The following is an 18,277-nucleotide window of genomic DNA, read 5'->3' on the forward strand; positions in this document are numbered from 1 at the left end:
GCACGTCGGCGACGCACACCGCCGACGCACACCGCCGCCGCTCGCCTCCGGTGCCCGCCCTACGAGTCCATCAGGTGCACGAGCTGCTCGATGAACGAAGAGAAGTCGACCGAACCGCGAATGAGCTGCTGAACGTCGTCGTGCTCAGAGAACACCTCGACGAACTGGTCGAAGATCGACTGGAACGATCGCCGCCCGGTGTCGCTGAACGCGATCAGCGCGACGACGTTGACCCGGTTCTCTCCCCACGGCATGGCCGTGTCGTTGAGTGCGATGGCGATGGCGGTCTTCGACGCGTTCATCAGCATCGAGTGCGGCACGGCCACCGAGTCGGTGAAAGCGGTCGACGACATGCGCTCGCGCTCGATGGCGCCGTCGATGTAGCTCTGGTCGATGATGCCCGCAGCGAGCATCCGACCGCCCAGCGCACCGATCATCTCGGCCTCGTCGGCGGCCTCGAGGTTTCGCACGAAGAGATCTTCGCTGAAGTACAGCAGCAGCTCTTCTTTGAGCTGGCGGCGACGCTGCAGGCGCCGCACTCTGGCCGTGGCACGACGGATGCTCTCGATGTCGCCGTCGGTCAGAAACGGCTGCACGAGCACCACGTTGTCGCCGTAGGCCAGCGAGGGCACGGTGGTGATGACCAGGTCGGTCGTGAGCATCTTCGGGTCGATGTCGGTGCGCGTGATGATGGTGTCGACCCGCACGTCGTCGCCGAGGGCGTTCTCGAGCCGCCGCAGCATCATGAGGTGGATGTCGTAGTAGTTCGGAAAGACGACCGTGGCCGTCACTGCGTCGTCTCGGCGCGCCTTGCGCTCGAGGTGCGACCCCACGTGCAGGGCGATGTAGGCGATCTCGTCGTCGCTGATGACGATCGACTCTCTGCGCTGGATCTCGCTGGCGATGAACACCGCCAGCTCGTACGTCATCGGGTAGGTCGTCTTGATCGAGCGGGTCATCGGGTTGCGCGAGAACGAGCTCACCCGGGCCCGGGCGATGAGGTTGCGCACGTGCAGTGCGAGCCGCACCGTGAACTCGTCGTCGTCGAGGTCGATCAGGTACTGCTCGCTCGCCCGTCGGGCGACCTGGCGAATGAAGTCGACATCGTCGGTCAGCCCGAGCTCTTCGGCCTGCACCGAGACCTCGATGCCGTGACCGGGGGTGATGACCCGTGTCGTCAGCAGCAGCACGAGGTGGTCGAGGTCGGCGTCGGTCAGCGAGACGCCGAAGTGACGGTCGACCAGGGCCAGGATGCTCGCCGACAGCCCTGCAGCATCGGCGACCGGCGCCGTGACCGACTCGAGCGGCCGGTTCTTCGAACTGCGGTCGACGGCGATGGCCACGTGCAGCAGCACGCTGTCGAGGCCGTACTCATTGACGAAGTAGCCGCCTGTGCCGAGCAGGGCGAGCAGGTCGGTCTTGAACGCCGTCAGGTTCTCTGAGTCGAACTCCTGCTGAATGCGCTCGATCTCGAGAAACCCGCGGGCGCTCTCGGCGCGGAACATGCGGCTGATGAGCTTGCGCCGGTTCTCCTCCGACCCCTGCACACTGGTGGCGCTGCCGGTGCGAACCAGGCGCAGGCCCGAATCGTCGAACAGCGACTTCACCTTGCGCAGGTCGGCCTCGATGGTCGACTCGCTGACGAAGAGCTGCGCGGCGAGGTCGTACACATCGAGCCCGTCACGGGCATCCAGCAGCGTGCGCACCAGGTGGTAGAGGCGGTCGCGCGGTGTCTCGTGTTCGCTGCGTCGCCCGCTGCCCTTCAGGTATTCGGCGTAGGCGTCACGATTGAGCCGATAGCCGTCTGCCGACGAACGGATGATCTCCAGCGGTGCAGCGGCCGATTTCGCTGCGGTGACGTAGCTGCGCACGCTGCGCGTGGTGACGCCCAGACGGTCGGCGAGCTGCGCCGAGGTGATCCAGCCCTCGGTCTGGGCCAGGTACTCCAGCAGCTGCCTTCGGCGGTCGGTCATTCGTGAAACTCTAGACATCTTTCCGCCCGGGCGGAAAGTTTCCTGCTGGAAGGCCCCGCCGATACGCAGCACACTTGCCTTCAGAAGACGAGAAGGTTCGTCTGTACCCACAGGCGACACCCGCGACAGGCAGTTCGGCACGATCGCGCAAGGAGGCGAGAAACGTGAAGCACATCCTTGTGGTCTGCGGCGCCGGGGCGTCGAGCACGTTCCTCGCCCATCGCATGCGCAAGGTCGTTCTCGCGCGTGGGCTCGAGGTCACCGTCAAGGCGGCCAGCCAGGTCGGTCTCGACCAGCGTCTGCCCGAGTTCGACGTGCTGCTCGTCGGGCCCCATCTCGCCGCCGACTTCGACGAGCTCGAGCTGCTAGCCGCGCGTTTCGGTGTCGACGCCGCCCTGCTGCCCGAGACGGTGTTCGACGGGGGCGGCGACCGGGTCGCCCTCGACCTGGCCCTGACCCTGCTCATTCCGACACAACCGAAGGAACTCTCATGACCGAACGCACCGCATTGATCGCTTCGTCGCACGGGCTGCACGCCAGGCCCGCGTCGCTCTTCACCCAGGCCGTGGCCAAGTCGGGAGTCAAGGTCACCATCGCCAAAGACGAAGGCAAGCAGGTCAACGCCGCCAGCATTCTGGGTGTCATCTCGCTCGGCATCGAGAGCGGCGACACCGTCACCCTCAGCGCCGACGGTTCTGACGTCGACTCTGTTCTCGACGAACTGGTGGGCCTGCTGGAGCGCGATCTCGATGCCGAGTAACTCCTCCACCGTCACGCACACGCTCAGCGGAGCGGGCATCGGTCGCGGTCTTGCCGTCGGCCGGGTGGTACGGATGCCCGAGCCGCTGCCCGAACCGGCGAGCACCCCGTCGACGCTGTCGGTCGAGGCCGAGCTCTCGCGGGCATCCGCCGCCCTCGCCGCCACCGCGGCCGACATTCGCGAACGGGGCACCCGTGCGGGCGGAACCGCCCACGACGTGCTCGAGGCGCAAGCTTTCATGGCCGAAGACCCGACCCTCGCCGACGACGTCGAGACCCGGCTGCAGGGCGGCCTCACCGCCGAGCGCGCGGTGTTCGAGGCGTTCGCAAGCTTTCGCGACCTGCTGGTGAGCATGGGCGGCTACATGGGCGAGCGCGCCACCGACCTCGACGATGTGTCGCAGCGGGTCGTCGCGCACCTGCAGGGCGTGGCGGCCCCCGGCATTCCCGACCCCGACTATGCGTTCGTTCTTGTCGCCCGCGACCTCGCTCCCGCCGACACGGCGCTGCTCGACCTCGACAAGGTGCTGGCCCTGGTCACCAGCGACGGCGGGCCGACCTCGCACACCGCCATCCTGGCCCGCGACAAGGCCATCGTCGCCGTGGTCGGTGCGCCGGATGCCCTGCGGCTCGCCGAGGGCGAGACGGTGATCGTCGACGCGGCCGCCGGCACCGTCACGGTGGCGCCCTCGACCGACGAGATCGCCGCGGCCGAGGCCGACCTCGCCGAACGCAGGGCACGCCCCGTCGCGGCTCTGGGCGCAGGCGCTCTCGCCGACGGAACCGCCGTGGCGCTGCTCGCCAACCTCGGTTCTGCCGACGCGGCGGCCGACGCCGTGGCGAAGGGCGCAGAGGGCGTCGGGCTGTTCCGCACCGAGTTTCTGTTTCTCGACGCCCAGACGGCCCCGACGGTCGAGGCGCAGCAGGAGCAGTACACGCGATTGCTCGCTGCCTTTCCCGGCAGGAAGGTCGTCGTGCGGGCGCTCGACGCCGGCGCAGACAAGCCGCTCAGCTTTCTGAACGACTCGCCGGAGGAGAATCCGGCGCTCGGCCTTCGCGGACTTCGGGCGCTGCGCGCCAACGAGCAGATTCTGCGCGACCAGCTCACCGCGCTGGCAGGTGCCGACGCCGCCACCGACGCCGATCTCTGGGTCATGGCGCCGATGGTGTCGACCGTCGAAGAGACACGCTACTTCACAGGCCTGGGCCGCGAGCTCGGCCTGCAGACCCTCGGCGTGATGGTCGAGGTGCCCTCGGCCGCGCTGCTCGCCGACCGCATCCTGGCCGACGCCGACTTCGCCAGCATCGGCACCAACGATCTCACGCAGTACACGCTCGCGGCCGACCGCCTGCTCGGCTCGGTGGCGGCGTTCCAAGACCCGTGGCACCCTGCGGTGCTGCGACTGGTCGGCGAGGTCGGGCGGGCCGGGGCATCCCTCGGCAAGCCGGTGGGCGTGTGCGGCGAGGCGGCGGCCGACCCCCTGCTGGCCGTGGTGCTGGTCGGGCTCGGCGTCACCTCGCTCTCGATGTCGCCGGCAGCGCTGGCAGACGTTCGATCTGAACTTTCGCTCTACACCCTCGCCCAAGCGAAAGAGTTCGCCGACGTCGCGCTCGCCGCGAATTCGGCATTCGAGGCCCGCGCCGCGGTTCTCGAGGCAACCACCCACGCAACACCAATCACAGGTAGTTAAGGAGAGAGGCAATGACAACGTTGTCACAACCACAGGCAGGCGACGCGACCGCCACAAAGGGCGGCGCGCGCGTCGCCGTTCAGCGGTTCGGTACCTTCCTCAGCGGCATGATCATGCCGAACATCGCGGCCTTCATCGCGTGGGGACTGATCACCGCCTTGTTCATCAAGACGGGCTGGCTCGCCGGCCTCGGCATTCTCGTCCCCGCGATCGGAGGGTTCCCGAGCGACGACGGTACAGCGAACATCGGTCTCGTGGGCGCGATGCTGACCTATCTGCTGCCGCTGCTGATCGCGAACACGGGCGGCCGGATGGTCTACAACACGCGAGGCGGTGTCGTCGCCGTGATCGCGACCATGGGCGTGATCGTCGGCAGCTCGATTCCCATGTTCATCGGCGCGATGATCATGGGCCCGTTGGCGGCCTACATCATGAAACAGGTCGACAAGCTCTGGGCCGGCAAGATCAAGCCCGGGTTCGAGATGCTGGTCGACAACTTCTCGGCGGGCATCCTGGGCACCATTCTGGCGATCGCCGGCTTCTACCTGGTGGCCCCCATCATCAGCGCGCTCAGTAACGCGCTCGAGGCGGCTGTGAACTGGCTGATCGCGCTCGGGCTTCTGCCGCTGGCATCGATCCTTGTCGAGCCAGGCAAGGTGCTCTTCCTGAACAACGCCATCAACCACGGTGTGTTCACCCCTCTCGGAGCCCAGCAGGTGCAGGAGACCGGAAAGTCCGTTCTCTTTCTGATCGAGGCGAACCCCGGCCCCGGCCTCGGAATTCTGCTCGCCTTCGCGATCTTCGGTGTGGGACTCGCGAAGTCGAGCGCACCGGGTGCCATCATCATTCAGTTCTTCGGCGGGATCCACGAGATCTACTTCCCGTATGTTCTGATGAAGCCGTTGACCATCATCGGTGCGATTCTCGGCGGCATGACCGGCGTGTTCATCAACGTGCTGTTCCACACAGGTCTGCGGGCTCCAGCGTCTCCCGGGTCGATCTTCGCGATTCTGTTCGAGACGGCACCTGACAGCTATGTCGGGGTCGCCCTGTCGGTCGTCGGCGCGGCGACGGTCTCGTTCCTGGTGACCGCCGTCATTCTGCGGGCCAGCCGCAAGCGCGACCTGGCCGCCGAGAACGCCGGCGACCTCAGCGCCGCGATCGCGGCGACCGAGGCCAACAAGGGCAAGGCGAGCTCGGTGCTCGGCCACCTGCAGGCCGACGGACTGGCGAACGAGGCTGCGGCAGTGGCCGACCTGACCACCCGCGACCCGGAGTCGGCCGAACTGGTCGAGCGCTCTCAGGAGGCCCAGAGCATCGAGGCGGTGCACAACATCGTGTTCGCGTGCGACGCCGGAATGGGTTCGAGTGCCATGGGTGCCTCTGTGCTGCGCAACAAGATCAAGAAGGCGGGCATCACTGACGTTACTGTGGTGAACAAGGCGATCAGCAACCTCGTTGGCGACGAAGATCTGGTGATCACACACCAGGATCTGACGGCGCGGGCCCGGCAGCAGTCGCCGAGTGCTGAGCATGTGTCGGTCGACAACTTCATGTCGAGCCCGAAGTACGACGAGATCGTCGGCCTTCTGCAGCGCCAGCACGAAACAGAGAAGGCGTGATCGCGCCGGATCGCCCCGCAGAGCAGCCGCCGGCTGCACCGCACGACAAGTAAGAGGAGCCCTGGAGTCATGAGCGACGTACTCACCCCGACATCGATCAAGATCAACGGAACGGCCAGCACGAAAGAAGAGGCGATCGCCGAGGCGAACGACCTGCTGCTCGCTGCCGGCGCCGTGACCAACGATTACCTGGCGTCGATGCTCGAGCGTGAGAAGTCGGTCTCGACCTACATGGGCAACTACCTGGCGATTCCGCACGGCACGAACGAGGGCAAGGAGGCCATCCTGGCCTCTGCGCTCTCGTTCGTGCGGTACGCCAAGCCGATCGACTGGAACGGCGAAGAGGTGCGGTTCGTGGTCGGCATCGCCGGCAAGGAGAACGGCCACCTCGACATTCTGTCGAAGATCGCCGTCATCTTCAGCGACGAAGACGAGGTCGAGAAGCTGTTGAAGGCGCCGAGCGACGAGGCCGTGTTCGCTCTGCTGTCAGAAGTAAACGAAGACTAGAACGTAAGGAACCACGTGAAAGCCGTACATTTCGGAGCAGGGAACATCGGGCGAGGGTTCGTCGGGCTGATCCTGCACAATGCCGGCTACGAGGTGGTTTTCGCCGACGTCAACGCCGAGTTGATCGACGCGTTGGCGTCGGCCCCCAGCTACCAGGTGTTCGAGGTGGGCATGTCGCCGGCCAGCCACACGGTCGACGGCTTCCGGGCGCTGAACAGCGCCACCGACGAGGCGGGCGTGGTGGCCGAGATCGCCACGGCCGACATCGTGACCACGGCCGTCGGGCCGAACATCCTGCGCTTCGTCGCGCCGCTCATCGGGCGCGCGCTGCAGTCGCGTGCCGCCGAGCTGGCGCCGCTGCAGGTGATGGCGTGCGAGAACGCGATCAACGCGACGGATGCCCTGCGGCAGCACATCGAGACCTCGCTCGGTGCCGAGGCCTTCGCTGCGGTCTCGACGCGGGCGGTCTTCGCGAACACCGCCGTCGACCGCATCGTGCCGGGGCAGGCCGCGGATGCCGGACTCGACGTCACGGTCGAGGACTTCTTCGAGTGGGCCATCGAGTCCGGCCCCTTCGGCGACGCGCTGCCGAGCATTCCCGAGGCGCATTTCGTGCCCGACCTCGCACCCTACATCGAGCGCAAGCTCTTCACGGTGAACACCGGTCACGCGGCGACCGCCTACCTGGGGTACGAGGAGGGCGTGCAGCCGATCGCCGAGGCGATCGCGATTCCCGACATCTTCGCCGCCGTCAAGGCGGCCCTGCAGGAGACGTCGGCGCTCCTCGTGACGAAACACGAGTTCGACGCCGCTGTTCAAGAGGCGTACCTCGAGAAGAACCTGGTGCGGTTCGCCAACCCCTACCTGCCCGACACCGTCGACCGGGTCGGGCGCGCGCCGCTGCGCAAGCTCAGCAGGCACGAGCGGTTCATCGGCCCGGCCGCACAGCTGGCCGAACGCGGCATCACGCCGACCGCTCTGTTGCACGTGATCCGTGCCGCACTGGTCTTCGACCTGGCTGCCGACACCGAGGCGGTGCAGCTGCAGGAGGTGCTGTCGGCGCACAGCGCCGAGGAGGCCGTGCGGTCGGTGACCGGAATTTCCGACGGGCATCCGCTGTTTCACTCACTGGTGGAGACATTCCGATCGGTGCAGGCCAGCCGCTGACGGGGCAGGCCGCGGCACAATATACACCCGTTTTTGTGCTAGGCTCGATCTTTGGTGTTTCGAGCGTGTTCACGCGCGCCAATCACACCGATACAAATAACCGCACGACCAGCAATCAATACTTTAAACGACAGTGAGTTATGGCCAAAAAAGACGGTGTCATCGAGATCGAGGGCGCAGTGGTCGAGGCTCTTCCCAACGCGATGTTTCGCGTTGAGTTGACCAACGGACACAAAGTTCTTGCCCACATTTCGGGCAAGATGCGACAGCACTACATCCGCATTCTTCCTGAAGACCGCGTGATCGTGGAGCTCAGCCCCTATGACCTCACCCGTGGTCGTATCGTCTACCGCTACAAGTAAGAAGTAACGATCGCTGAGAAGTAACGGCCCGGGCGATCTCGGGTACGAAGACAGCGAAAAGGAAACAGAACAATGAAGGTCAACCCCAGCGTCAAGCCGATCTGCGAGCACTGCCGAGTGATTCGCCGCAACGGAAACGTCATGGTCATCTGCAAGTCGAACCCGCGCCACAAGCAGCGCCAGGGCTAGCCAGATCTCGATATGCTTCGCTACTCAATCAGCGGTCGCAGGCCGAGTAGGCCGAAGGCGGTCGCGGGTTGAGGCCGAAGGCCGTATCGAAACCCAGTTCGTACAACTGAATACAGATTGATAGCAAGGTCAGAACCCGGCGGAACGTGAGTCTCGCCGGGGGACACCTGCGGTTGGAGGCCGCAGCACAGGTCTTGCCCCACACCTCCACTCATCCACAGGAGACATGCCACCATGGCACGTATTGCAGGAGTAGACATTCCGCGCGAGAAGCGCGTGGAGGTCGCACTGACCTACATCTACGGCGTCGGCCGCACGAGGGCTCTTCAGACCCTCGCCGACACCGCGATCGACGGCAACACCCGCGTCAAAGATCTGACCGACGACCAGCTGGTTCTTCTTCGCGACCACATCGAGGGCACCTACAAGGTTGAAGGTGACCTCCGCCGTGAGGTCGCAGCCGACATCCGCCGCAAGGTCGAGATCGGCAGCTACCAGGGCATCCGTCACCGCCGTGGCCTGCCCGTGCACGGCCAGCGCACCAAGACCAACGCTCGCACCCGCAAGGGCCCGAAGCGCACCGTTGCAGGCAAGAAGAAGGCCCGATAGCCGACGCTCGTGAGGCTGCGTTCGAACGCAGCCCGCAGTCAGGCATCGCCACACGTTTTAGGAGAAAACAATGGCAGCACCAAAATCGGCCGCTCGTAAGCCGCGTCGTAAAGAGAAGAAGAACATCGCCGTGGGCCAGGCCCACATCAAGTCGACGTTCAACAACACCATCGTCACCATCACCGACCCCTCGGGTGCCGTGCTGAGCTGGGCCTCGTCGGGAACCGTCGGCTTCAAGGGTTCGCGAAAGTCGACCCCGTTCGCCGCGCAGCTCTCGGCCGAGTCGGCAGCCCGCCAGGCTCAGGAGCACGGCGTCAAGAAGGTCGACGTCTTCGTCAAGGGGCCGGGTTCAGGCCGCGAGACCGCGATCCGCTCCCTTCAGGCCGCCGGCCTCGAAGTCGGTTCGATCAACGACGTCACCCCGCAGGCGCACAACGGGTGCCGCCCGCCCAAGCGTCGCCGCGTGTAGGTCCTTTCCTTTCACGTTGATTGAGTAGCGCGCAGCGCGTATCAAAATCCACCTGGGTTTCGATACGCGGCTTCGCCGCTACTCAACCAGCGGTTAAGCACTTTCTTGACAACTCAATACCTCGCAAACGCAAGTGTCATATAGCGGACACTTAGCCGAAAGGAATCCACAGTGCTTATTGCACAGCGTCCAACGCTCACCGAAGAGAACATCTCGGAGTTCCGTTCACGGTTCGTCATCGAACCGCTCGAACCCGGCTTCGGCTACACCCTCGGCAACTCCCTCCGCCGCACCCTGCTCTCGTCGATTCCGGGAGCGGCTGTCACGAGCATCCGTCTCGACGGCGTTCTGCACGAGTTCAGCACGATTCCCGGTGTGAAGGAAGACGTCACCGAAATCATCCTGAACATCAAGGGCCTCGTCGTCTCGAGCGAGCACGACGAGCCGATCACCGCCTACCTGCGCAAGCACGCGTCGGGCCAGGTCACCGCGGCCGACATCTCGGCCCCGGCCGGCGTCGAGATCCACAACCCCGAGCTGGTCATCGCCACCCTGAACGACAAGGCGAAGTTCGAGCTCGAGCTCATCATCGAGCGTGGCCGCGGCTACGTGTCGTCGACCCAGAACCGCAGCGAGTTCAGCGAGGCCGGCCAGATTCCGATCGACTCGATCTACTCGCCCGTGCTGAAGGTCACCTACCGCGTCGAGGCCACTCGTGCCGGTGAGCGCACCGACTTCGACCGCCTGGTCGTCGACGTCGAGACGAAGCCGGCCATCACGCCGCGCGACGCCATCGCGTCTGCCGGTCGCACCCTGACCGAGCTCTTCGGCCTCGCCCGCGAGCTGAACACCGCCGCAGAGGGCATCGAGATCGGCCCCGCGCCGGTCGACGCCGTGCTGTCGAGCGAGCTCGCTGTGCCGATCGAAGACCTCGACCTGTCGGTTCGTTCGTACAACTGCCTCAAGCGTGAGGGCATCAACACTGTCAGCGAGCTCGTAGCGCTGTCGGAGACGCAGCTCATGAACATCCGCAACTTCGGCCAGAAGTCGGTCGATGAAGTCAAAGACAAGCTCGTCGAGCTTGGCCTGTCGCTGAAAGACACCGTGCCCGGTTTCGACGGTGCGCACTTCTACGGCGGCTACGACGACGAGAACATCTAACCCTTTCTGAACTCGTCGCGGGCGACCGCGACCTGATTTCATCGCACGTACTGGAGAAACGACATGCCTACCCCAACTAAAGGGCCCCGTCTCGGCGGCGGGCCGGCGCACGAGCGCCTTCTGCTCGCCAACCTGGCTGCAGCCCTGTTCACGCACAAGAGCATCAAGACCACCGAGACGAAGGCCAAGCGCCTCCGCCCGGTGGCCGAGCGCCTGATCACGTTCGCCAAGCGCGGCGACCTGCACGCGCGTCGTCGTGTGCTGGCCACCATCGGCGACAAGACCGTCGTGCACGAGCTCTTCACCGAGATCGCGCCGCTGGTCGCCGAGCGTGACGGCGGCTACACCCGCATCACCAAGCTCGGCTTCCGCAAGGGCGACAACGCCCCTATGGTGCAGATCGAGCTCGTTCTCGAGCCCGTGACGCCGAAGGTGCGCTCGACGCGCCGCCCGGGCGCCGCCGCAGCTGCGCCGGTCACCGACGACGCGGTCGACGAGGCTCCCGTCGCCGAGACCGCCGAGACGGCTGAGACCGACGTGCCGGCCGAAGAGACCGACGCGGTCGAGACCAGCGAGCTCGTCGAGGCCGAGGAGACCACTCCCGAAGCCGCCGAGGTCGAGGCAGACGCTGCCGAGAAGGCTGACGACAAGTAGGTTCGACGGTTCGGGCGCGTGACGCCCGAATCGCAGCGAAGAACCCCGGTACTCCACAGATGAGTGCTGGGGTTCTTTTTTGCTCTCAAAAGTAAGGTATGCTCAGATAATACTGGTGGGGGCACACTCTGGGAGCACGAATGAAACGACGCAGTCCTTTCTCAGCCTATGTCGGCGCCGACTTCGGCGAGCCTGAGGTCGACCTCGACAGTCGCGATGTGGCGCTGTTGCGTGAGCTGGCTGTCGACTCTCGGCAGTCGCAGCGCGCGCTGAGTCGCAAGGTCGGCATGTCGCCGCCGGCCGTGGCCGAACGGCTGGCCCGGTTCGAGCGCACCGGGGTCATCAAGCAGTACTCCATCGCCATCGACTGGGGGCGCCTCGGCCTCGGCGTGGTGGCGGTGGTCAACATCACGCTGCGGCCCGGGCAAGACCGGCAGCAGGTGTTCGACGCGCTGGCCGACATCGTCGAGCTCGAGCAGCTCACCATCGTCACCGGGCGTTACGACCTCATCGCCCGGTTCCGCATCAGCGACCAGACCCATCTGCGCGACCTGATTCTCGAGCGGGTGCCCGCACTGCCGGGCATCCTGCGAACCGAGACGCTGCTCGGTCTTGGTACTCTCGACACCGACGAGTTCGCGTCTCGCATGTTCGAGACGTTCATCGACCCGGGCGCGGTGGCCGCCGCGAACTGAACGAGAGGCGGGGTGTGGGTGCGTGAGTGAGATGACACGCGAACCCCAGGGCGCAGCTGACAGCGCCGTCGAGAACGACGGCGGGCGGGTCGAGCAGAGCCCCGGCACCGTTCGCGTTCGGTTCGACCTCGCCTACGACGGAACGGCGTTCTCGGGCTGGGCGCGGCAGCCCGGCCTGCGAACGGTGCAGGGCGAGATCGAGAAGGCGCTGGCCGGGCTCTACTCGAACCTCGGCGCGCTGCCGAACCTGGTGGTCGCCGGGCGAACGGATGCCGGGGTGCACGCCCGCGGCCAGGTGGTGCACCTCGATCTCACCGCCGCGCAGGCGTCGAAGATCGAACTGAGCCGCATCGCGCTGAGCGTCAACGGCATGCTGGGGGCCTCGACCGACATCGTCGTGCGTCAGACCGGTCGCGCCGACGACGGGTTCGACGCCCGCTTCTCGGCGCTGTGGCGCCGGTACGAGTACCGCATCGCCGACACCCTGCTCGCCCGCAATCCGCTGACCCGCCACAACACGGCGTGGACGACGAAGCCGCTCGACCTCATCGCGATGCAGCAGGTCTCGAACGAGCTGTTGGGGCTGCACGACTGGGCCACCTTCTGCAGGCCGAGGCCGTTCGCCACGACCATCCGTACCCTGCAGCAGTTCGAGTGGCGGCGCGACGACGAGGGTGTGGTGTCGGCCCGGCTGCAGGCTGACGCGTTCTGCCACAGCATGGTGCGCGCGCTCGTCGGGGCCGTGGTGGCCGTGGGGGAGGAGCGCATGACCGTGGCCGAGATCGTGGCCCTGAGAGACGAACTCGAGCGCACCAGCGCGTTCAAGGTGATGCCGGCGCGCGGGCTCACCCTGATGGAGGTGGGGTACCCCGACGCGGCCGAGCTGGCGCTGCGCGCTGCGCAGACGAGGGCCCGTCGAACGCGGGAGCAAGTGGCGGCGAGAGCCGAAATAGGCTAGTCTCGTTCTTTGGTGTGCATCAGCCAACTGTGCCACCCGAAGTTGAGCCCTCCACCGGCGGTTCCCGAGCTTCTCGCTCGAGGAATAACCAACGGAGCGGGATTTCACGAACACCTCATTTCGACACAAGAAAGCACTGTTTACTGTGACGCGTACCTATTCCCCCAAAGTTAGCGAGCTCGTTCGCAACTGGGTCATCATCGATGCGACCGACGTCGTGCTCGGCCGTCTGGCCAGCCACGCCGCCATCATCCTCCGTGGCAAGAACAAGCCGACCTTCAGCCCGCACCTCGACGGCGGTGACTTCGTCATCATCATCAACGCCGACAAGGTCGCGCTGACCGGTTCCAAGGCCCTGCAGAAGAAGGCCTACCGCCACTCGGGCTACCCGGGAGGCCTCTCGGCCGTCACGTACGCCGAGCTGCTGGAGAAGAACCCGACCCGCGCCGTCGAAAAAGCGGTTCGCGGCATGCTGCCCAAGAACTCGATCGGCCGCTCGCAGCTGACCAAGCTCAAGGTCTACGCCGGTGCTGAGCACCCTCACGCTGCGCAGCAGCCCGTTCCCTACACCTTCGACCAGGTCGCGCAGTAGCGCTCGCCGGTCATTCTCCTACAGACTTCAGATAAGGATTCGTAACCAAAGTGGCGAAGATCGCAGACCAGATTGACGTGGCTCCCGAGAGCTACTCGACCGAAACCCCCACCGTCGAGGCCCCGAAGGCCGCTCGCCCCGTGCTGAGCGTCGGCGGCGGCGCCGTCGGTCGGCGCAAGCAGGCCATCGCCCGCGTGCGCCTGACCCCCGGCTCGGGCACCATTGTGGTGAATGGCCGTGAGTTCGAGAACTTCTTTCCGAACAAGCTGCACCAGCAGCTGATCACCGACCCGTTCAAACTGCTCGATCTCATCGGCAGCTACGACGTCGTCGCCAAGATCACCGGTGGTGGCCCCTCGGGCCAGGCCGGCGCGCTGCGCCTCGGCATCGCCCGTGCGCTGAACGAGATCGACGAAGAGAACAACCGCGCGACGCTGAAGAAGGCGGGCTTCCTCAGCCGCGACGCTCGTGTGAAAGAGCGCAAGAAGGCCGGTCTCAAGAAGGCCCGTAAGGCTCCGCAGTTCTCCAAGCGCTGACGCGTACTCAGCCTTAGACTTCGTCTATGCCTACCACAAAGGCGGCCAGCCTTTTCGGCACCGACGGCGTGCGAGGGCTCGCGAACAGGGATGTTACGGCAGACCTGGCTCTTCGCGTCGCCCAAGCCGCCGCCGTCGTGCTCGGTGCACCGGCGCGTCATGCCGGCCGCCGACCGATCGCGGTTCTCGCTCGAGACCCGCGTACCTCCGGAGACTTCATCTCTGCAGCGGTCGCGGCCGGCTTCGCCAGTTCGGGCGTCGATGTGTATGACGCGGGTGTGATCCCCACTCCCGCCGCCGCGTATCTCGTGGCCGACTTCGGCGCCGACTTCGGGTGCATGATCTCGGCGTCGCACAATCCTGCGCCCGACAACGGCATCAAGTTCTTCGCGCGCGGCGGCAAGAAGCTCGACGATGACATCGAAGAGCAGATCGAGACGGCGCTGACCGAGCCCTTCCTGGTTCCGCTCGGCGCCGACGTCGGCCGCATCCGTCGCTTCTCCGACGCCGAAGACCGGTACGTCGTACACCTGCTGGGCACGCTGCCACACCCGCTCGACGGTATCCACGTCGTGCTCGACTGCGCCCACGGCGCCGCGGCGGGCGTCTCACCCGAGGTGTTCACCGTGGCCGGCGCGACCGTCACCGTGATGGGCAACGACCCCGACGGCGACAACATCAACGACGGTGTCGGTTCGACCCACATGCAGGCCCTGGTCGACACCGTGCTCGAGCTCGGCGCCGACGTGGGCATCGCGCACGACGGCGATGCCGACCGCTGCCTCGCCGTCGACCACACCGGCAGGGTCGTCGATGGCGACCAGATCATGGCCATCCTGGCCACGGCGATGGATTCGCGCGGCGAGCTGCGAGACCGCACCCTGGTCGCGACCGTGATGAGCAACCTGGGCCTTCGGGTCGCGATGGAGTCGCAGGGCATCCGGATGCTCGAGACCAAGGTGGGCGACCGCTACGTGCTCGAGGCGATCAACGCCAACGGCTACAACCTGGGCGGCGAGCAGTCGGGCCACATCATCTTCGGCGACTACGCCACCACGGGCGACGGCATTCTCACCGGGCTGCAGCTGGTCAGCCGCATGGCGGCGACCGGCAAGACGCTCGCCGAACTCGCCTCGGTGATGACGGTCTACCCGCAGATTCTGATCAACGTCGGGGGAGTCGACAGAGACGCCGCCGCCAGCGACGAGGTGCTCGCCGAGGCGGTGGTGGCCGCAGAGGCCGAGCTCGGCGAGACCGGCCGTGTGCTGCTGCGGCCGTCGGGAACCGAGCCGCTCGTTCGGGTGATGGTCGAGGCGGCCGACCAGTCGACGGCCGACCGCATCGCGGAACGCCTCGCCGACGTGGTGCGCGAGCGCCTCGCGCTGAGCCCCGCCGCGCGCTGAGCCCCGCCTCGCGCTGAGCCCCGCCGCGCGCTAGAGCTTGCGCAGCAGCACGCGCTTGACCGTGTGGTTCGAGTCTTTGCGCAGCACGAGGGTGGCACGCGAGCGCGTCGGCAGGATGTTCTGCACGAGGTTCGGCTGGTTGATGGCCTGCCAGATCGAGGCCGCCGTGGTGCGCGCCTGCTCTTCGGTGAGACTCGCGTAGCGATGGAAGTACGAGCTCGGGTTGGCGAACGCGCCGCGCTGCAGCTTCAGAAAGCGCTCTTCGTACCAGTGTGCGATGTCGCTGGTGCGGGCATCCACGTACACCGTGAAGTCGAACAGGTCGCTCACCGCGAGACTGTGGCCCGGTGACGGCGGCTGCAGCACGTTGAGGCCCTCGACGATGAGGATGTCGGGCTGGCGCACGACGATCTGCGCATCAGAGACGATGTCGTAACTGAGGTGGGAGTAGAAGGGTGCGCGAACTTCGGCCGCGCCGCTCTTCACCGCGCTCACGAACCGCAGCAGGGCGCGACGGTCGTAGCTCTCAGGAAAACCCTTGCGATCGAGGATGCCGCGGCGGATCAGCTCGGCGTTCGGCAGCAGAAAGCCGTCGGTGGTGATGAGTTCGACGCGGGGCGTGTCGTCCCAGCGGGCGAGCAGTTCGCGCAGCAGGCGGGCGATGGTCGACTTGCCCACCGCCACCGAGCCGGCGACCCCGATGACGAATGGGGTGCTGCGGGCCTTCTCGCCGAGGAAGTCGCTGGTCGACCGGTGCAGCTGGCGGTAGCCCGCCGCGTAGAGGTTCAGCAGCCGGCTGAGCGGCAGATACACCTCGGCGACCTCGGTCATGTCGAGCGGCTCGCCGAGACCGCGGAGCTGAACGATCTCGGTCTCGAGAAGAGGATGCGGCGTCGCCGGCGCGAGTGCGGCCCACTCCGCCCGGTCGATCTCTACGAACGGGGTGGTCTGACCCCCTGCTGGAATCGATGCGGAATCAGCCATAGAACTCCTATTCTGCCGCACGCGCGCTGTGCCTGACGCCTGCCGCACAGGTGGCCCCTGTAAAATCGAATCCATGTGTGGAATCGTGGGCTACGTCGGACGACCTCAAAGCCTGGAGGTTCTGCTCGGCGGACTCCGGCGACTCGAGTACCGGGGGTATGACTCCGCGGGTGTCGCCATCATCACCGAAGACGGTGAACTCGTGACGCGCAAGCGCGCCGGCAAGCTCGCGATCCTGGTCGACGACCTCAAGCGCGAGAAGCTGCAGAACGGGTCGACCGGTATCGGTCACACCCGCTGGGCGACGCACGGCGGCCCGACCGATGTGAACGCGCATCCGCATCTCAGTCGCGACGGCAAGCTGGCGGTCATCCACAACGGCATCATCGAGAACTTCTCCGAGCTGAAGGCCGAGCTGCTCGAGAAGGGCTACACCTTCGAGAGCGAGACCGACACCGAGGTCGCGGCGAAGCTGCTGGGCGAGGAGTACGACGCCGGCGACGGGCTCGCCGCGGCTCTGGCCCGTGTGGTCGTGCGCCTCGAGGGCGCCTTCACACTGCTCGCCCTGCACCGGGACGAGCCGCAGGTCGTCGTCGGCGCGCGCCGCAACTCGCCGCTCGTGATCGGGCTCGGCGAGGGCGAGAACTTTCTCGGCTCAGACGTCGCAGCCTTCGTCGAGCACACCCAGCGGGCCGTCGCCATCGGGCAAGACCAGATCGTGACCATCACGCCCACGTCGGTGCTCGTGACCGACTTCTTCGGCACCGAGGTGCCGACCTCGGAGTTCCACGTGTCGTGGGATGCGAAGGCGGCAGAAAAGGGTGGCTGGTCGAGCTTCATGGCGAAGGAGATCAGCGAGCAGCCTGAGGCCGTGGCCAACACGCTGCGCACCCGCATCGTCGACGGCGCCGTGTCGCTGCCCGACCTCGGCGAGCTCGAGGCGCACCTGGCCGACGTCGACCGCATCATCGTCATCGCGTGCGGTACGGCCAGCTATTCGGGGATGCTCGGCAAGTACGCCATCGAGAAGTGGGGTCGCATTTCGGTCGAAGTGCAGCTCTCGCACGAGTTCAGATACAGCGACCCCATCCTGACGCCGACCACGCTCGTCGTGTCGATCAGTCAGTCGGGCGAGACGATGGACACGCTGATGGCCGTCAAGTACGCCATCGAGGCCGGGGCGAAGACGCTGTCGATCTGCAACACCCAGGGCGCGACCATCGCCCGCGAATCAGACGCGGTGATCTACACCCACGCCGGCCCCGAGGTGGCGGTCGCGTCGACGAAGGCGTTCGTCGCCCAGATCGCGGCGCTCTACCTGTTCGGCCTGCACCTCGCGCAGGTGCGCGGCACGCTCAGCCCGGCCGAGATCAGCGGCGCGCTCGACGAGCTCGGCGCGATTCCGGCGAAGCTGACGACGGTACTGAAGACGCAGGGCCGCATCCGCGAGCTCGCCAAGTGGATGTCAGACACCCGCGCGGTGCTCTTCCTCGGGCGGCACGTGGGCTACCCGGTGGCGCTCGAGGGTGCGTTGAAGCTCAAAGAGCTGGCGTACATCCACGCCGAGGGATTCGCGGCCGGCGAGCTCAAGCACGGCCCCATCGCGCTGATCGAGCCGGGGCAGCCTGTCTTCGTTGTGGTGCCGAGCCCCCGTGACCCGAACTCGCTGCACGCGAAGGTGGTGTCGAACATCCAGGAGATCAGGGCGCGTGGTGCGCGCATCCTGGCCGTCGCCGAGCAGGGTGACGCGGCGGTGCTGCCGTTCGCCGACGAGGTGATTCCGATTCCGCTGGCCGGCCCGCTGTTCGAGCCGCTGTTGGCGGTGGTTCCGCTGCAGATCTTCGCGATGGAGCTCGCGACTGCGAAGGGCCTCGACGTCGACCAGCCACGCAACCTGGCCAAGTCGGTCACGGTCGAGTAGAGCCGTGAACGCGTTCGGGCAGGTG

At 66.2% G+C, this 18,277-nt stretch carries 20 protein-coding genes; 18 read left to right on the top strand and 2 right to left on the bottom strand.

Translation table 11 applies throughout. The features are described from left to right. Positions 1-59 precede the first annotated feature (59 nt). A complete protein-coding gene (locus V3W46_RS06495; RefSeq protein ID WP_331782279.1) occupies positions 60-1,973 on the bottom strand; it encodes a BglG family transcription antiterminator in 1,914 nt (637 codons plus the stop codon). A 164-nt stretch (positions 1,974-2,137) separates the two neighbouring features. On the opposite strand from V3W46_RS06495, the gene V3W46_RS06500 reads away from it, so the two are divergent. The 17 genes from V3W46_RS06500 (at position 2,138) to glmM (ending at position 15,347) form a co-directional block, all read left to right on the top strand. After that, positions 2,138-2,467 carry a PTS sugar transporter subunit IIB gene (locus V3W46_RS06500; RefSeq protein ID WP_331782280.1) on the top strand — a complete coding sequence of 110 codons (330 nt, stop codon included), beginning with the start codon at positions 2,138-2,140 and terminating at the stop codon, positions 2,465-2,467. Further along, on the top strand, positions 2,464-2,733 hold the full coding sequence (locus V3W46_RS06505; protein ID WP_331782281.1) for an HPr family phosphocarrier protein: 270 nt from the start codon (positions 2,464-2,466) through the stop codon (positions 2,731-2,733). The genes V3W46_RS06500 and V3W46_RS06505 overlap by 4 nt, the downstream gene beginning before the upstream one ends. Then, entirely contained in the window at positions 2,723-4,423 is a 1,701-nt protein-coding gene (gene ptsP, locus V3W46_RS06510) for a phosphoenolpyruvate--protein phosphotransferase (RefSeq protein ID WP_331782282.1), read from the top strand. The genes V3W46_RS06505 and ptsP overlap by 11 nt, the downstream gene beginning before the upstream one ends. Before the next feature lie 11 nt (positions 4,424-4,434). Further along, positions 4,435-6,045, top strand: a complete 1,611-nt coding sequence (locus V3W46_RS06515; protein ID WP_331782283.1) for a PTS mannitol transporter subunit IICB — start codon at positions 4,435-4,437, stop codon at positions 6,043-6,045. Positions 6,046-6,114: 69 nt separating this feature from the next. Next, on the top strand, positions 6,115-6,552 hold the full coding sequence (locus tag V3W46_RS06520; RefSeq protein ID WP_331782284.1) for a PTS sugar transporter subunit IIA: 438 nt from the start codon (positions 6,115-6,117) through the stop codon (positions 6,550-6,552). Between the two features lie 15 nt (positions 6,553-6,567). Next, positions 6,568-7,719 carry a mannitol-1-phosphate 5-dehydrogenase gene (locus tag V3W46_RS06525; RefSeq protein WP_331782285.1) on the top strand — a complete coding sequence of 384 codons (1,152 nt, stop codon included), beginning with the start codon at positions 6,568-6,570 and terminating at the stop codon, positions 7,717-7,719. Between the two features lie 140 nt (positions 7,720-7,859). Beyond that, on the top strand, positions 7,860-8,081 hold the full coding sequence (gene infA / locus V3W46_RS06530; RefSeq protein ID WP_022883252.1) for a translation initiation factor IF-1: 222 nt from the start codon (positions 7,860-7,862) through the stop codon (positions 8,079-8,081). A gap of 72 nt (positions 8,082-8,153) precedes the next feature. Next, entirely contained in the window at positions 8,154-8,270 is a 117-nt protein-coding gene (gene rpmJ, locus V3W46_RS06535; protein WP_104242511.1) for a 50S ribosomal protein L36, read from the top strand. A gap of 234 nt (positions 8,271-8,504) precedes the next feature. After that, positions 8,505-8,879, top strand: a complete 375-nt coding sequence (gene rpsM / locus V3W46_RS06540) for a 30S ribosomal protein S13 (RefSeq protein ID WP_331782286.1) — start codon at positions 8,505-8,507, stop codon at positions 8,877-8,879. A 70-nt stretch (positions 8,880-8,949) separates the two neighbouring features. Next, entirely contained in the window at positions 8,950-9,348 is a 399-nt protein-coding gene (rpsK, locus tag V3W46_RS06545) for a 30S ribosomal protein S11 (protein ID WP_331782287.1), read from the top strand. A 171-nt stretch (positions 9,349-9,519) separates the two neighbouring features. After that, positions 9,520-10,509: a DNA-directed RNA polymerase subunit alpha gene (locus V3W46_RS06550; protein ID WP_116283869.1), complete on the top strand. Its 990-nt coding sequence runs from the start codon at positions 9,520-9,522 to the stop codon at positions 10,507-10,509. Positions 10,510-10,572: 63 nt separating this feature from the next. After that, on the top strand, positions 10,573-11,163 hold the full coding sequence (gene rplQ, locus V3W46_RS06555) for a 50S ribosomal protein L17 (protein WP_331782288.1): 591 nt from the start codon (positions 10,573-10,575) through the stop codon (positions 11,161-11,163). A 140-nt stretch (positions 11,164-11,303) separates the two neighbouring features. Continuing rightward, positions 11,304-11,858, top strand: a complete 555-nt coding sequence (locus tag V3W46_RS06560; RefSeq protein ID WP_331782289.1) for an Lrp/AsnC family transcriptional regulator — start codon at positions 11,304-11,306, stop codon at positions 11,856-11,858. A gap of 31 nt (positions 11,859-11,889) precedes the next feature. Beyond that, positions 11,890-12,816, top strand: a complete 927-nt coding sequence (gene truA, locus V3W46_RS06565) for a tRNA pseudouridine(38-40) synthase TruA (protein WP_331782290.1) — start codon at positions 11,890-11,892, stop codon at positions 12,814-12,816. 145 nt (positions 12,817-12,961) lie between these two features. After that, on the top strand, positions 12,962-13,408 hold the full coding sequence (gene rplM, locus V3W46_RS06570; RefSeq protein ID WP_331782291.1) for a 50S ribosomal protein L13: 447 nt from the start codon (positions 12,962-12,964) through the stop codon (positions 13,406-13,408). A gap of 50 nt (positions 13,409-13,458) precedes the next feature. Beyond that, positions 13,459-13,944, top strand: coding sequence for a 30S ribosomal protein S9 (gene rpsI, locus V3W46_RS06575; protein ID WP_331782292.1), 486 nt, complete (start codon positions 13,459-13,461; stop codon positions 13,942-13,944). Between the two features lie 26 nt (positions 13,945-13,970). After that, positions 13,971-15,347 carry a phosphoglucosamine mutase gene (glmM, locus tag V3W46_RS06580; protein ID WP_331782293.1) on the top strand — a complete coding sequence of 459 codons (1,377 nt, stop codon included), beginning with the start codon at positions 13,971-13,973 and terminating at the stop codon, positions 15,345-15,347. A 30-nt stretch (positions 15,348-15,377) separates the two neighbouring features. On the opposite strand, the gene coaA is transcribed toward glmM, so the two are convergent. Further along, a complete protein-coding gene (gene coaA / locus V3W46_RS06585) occupies positions 15,378-16,331 on the bottom strand; it encodes a type I pantothenate kinase (RefSeq protein ID WP_331782294.1) in 954 nt (317 codons plus the stop codon). 73 nt (positions 16,332-16,404) lie between these two features. Here coaA and glmS point away from each other — a divergent pair, with 73 nt between their 5' ends. Further along, positions 16,405-18,252 carry a glutamine--fructose-6-phosphate transaminase (isomerizing) gene (glmS, locus tag V3W46_RS06590; protein ID WP_331782295.1) on the top strand — a complete coding sequence of 616 codons (1,848 nt, stop codon included), beginning with the start codon at positions 16,405-16,407 and terminating at the stop codon, positions 18,250-18,252. Positions 18,253-18,277: the final 25 nt, after the last annotated feature.

The organism is Subtercola sp. YIM 133946, from assembly GCF_036553535.1.
Lineage (GTDB): Bacteria > Actinomycetota > Actinomycetes > Actinomycetales > Microbacteriaceae > Subtercola.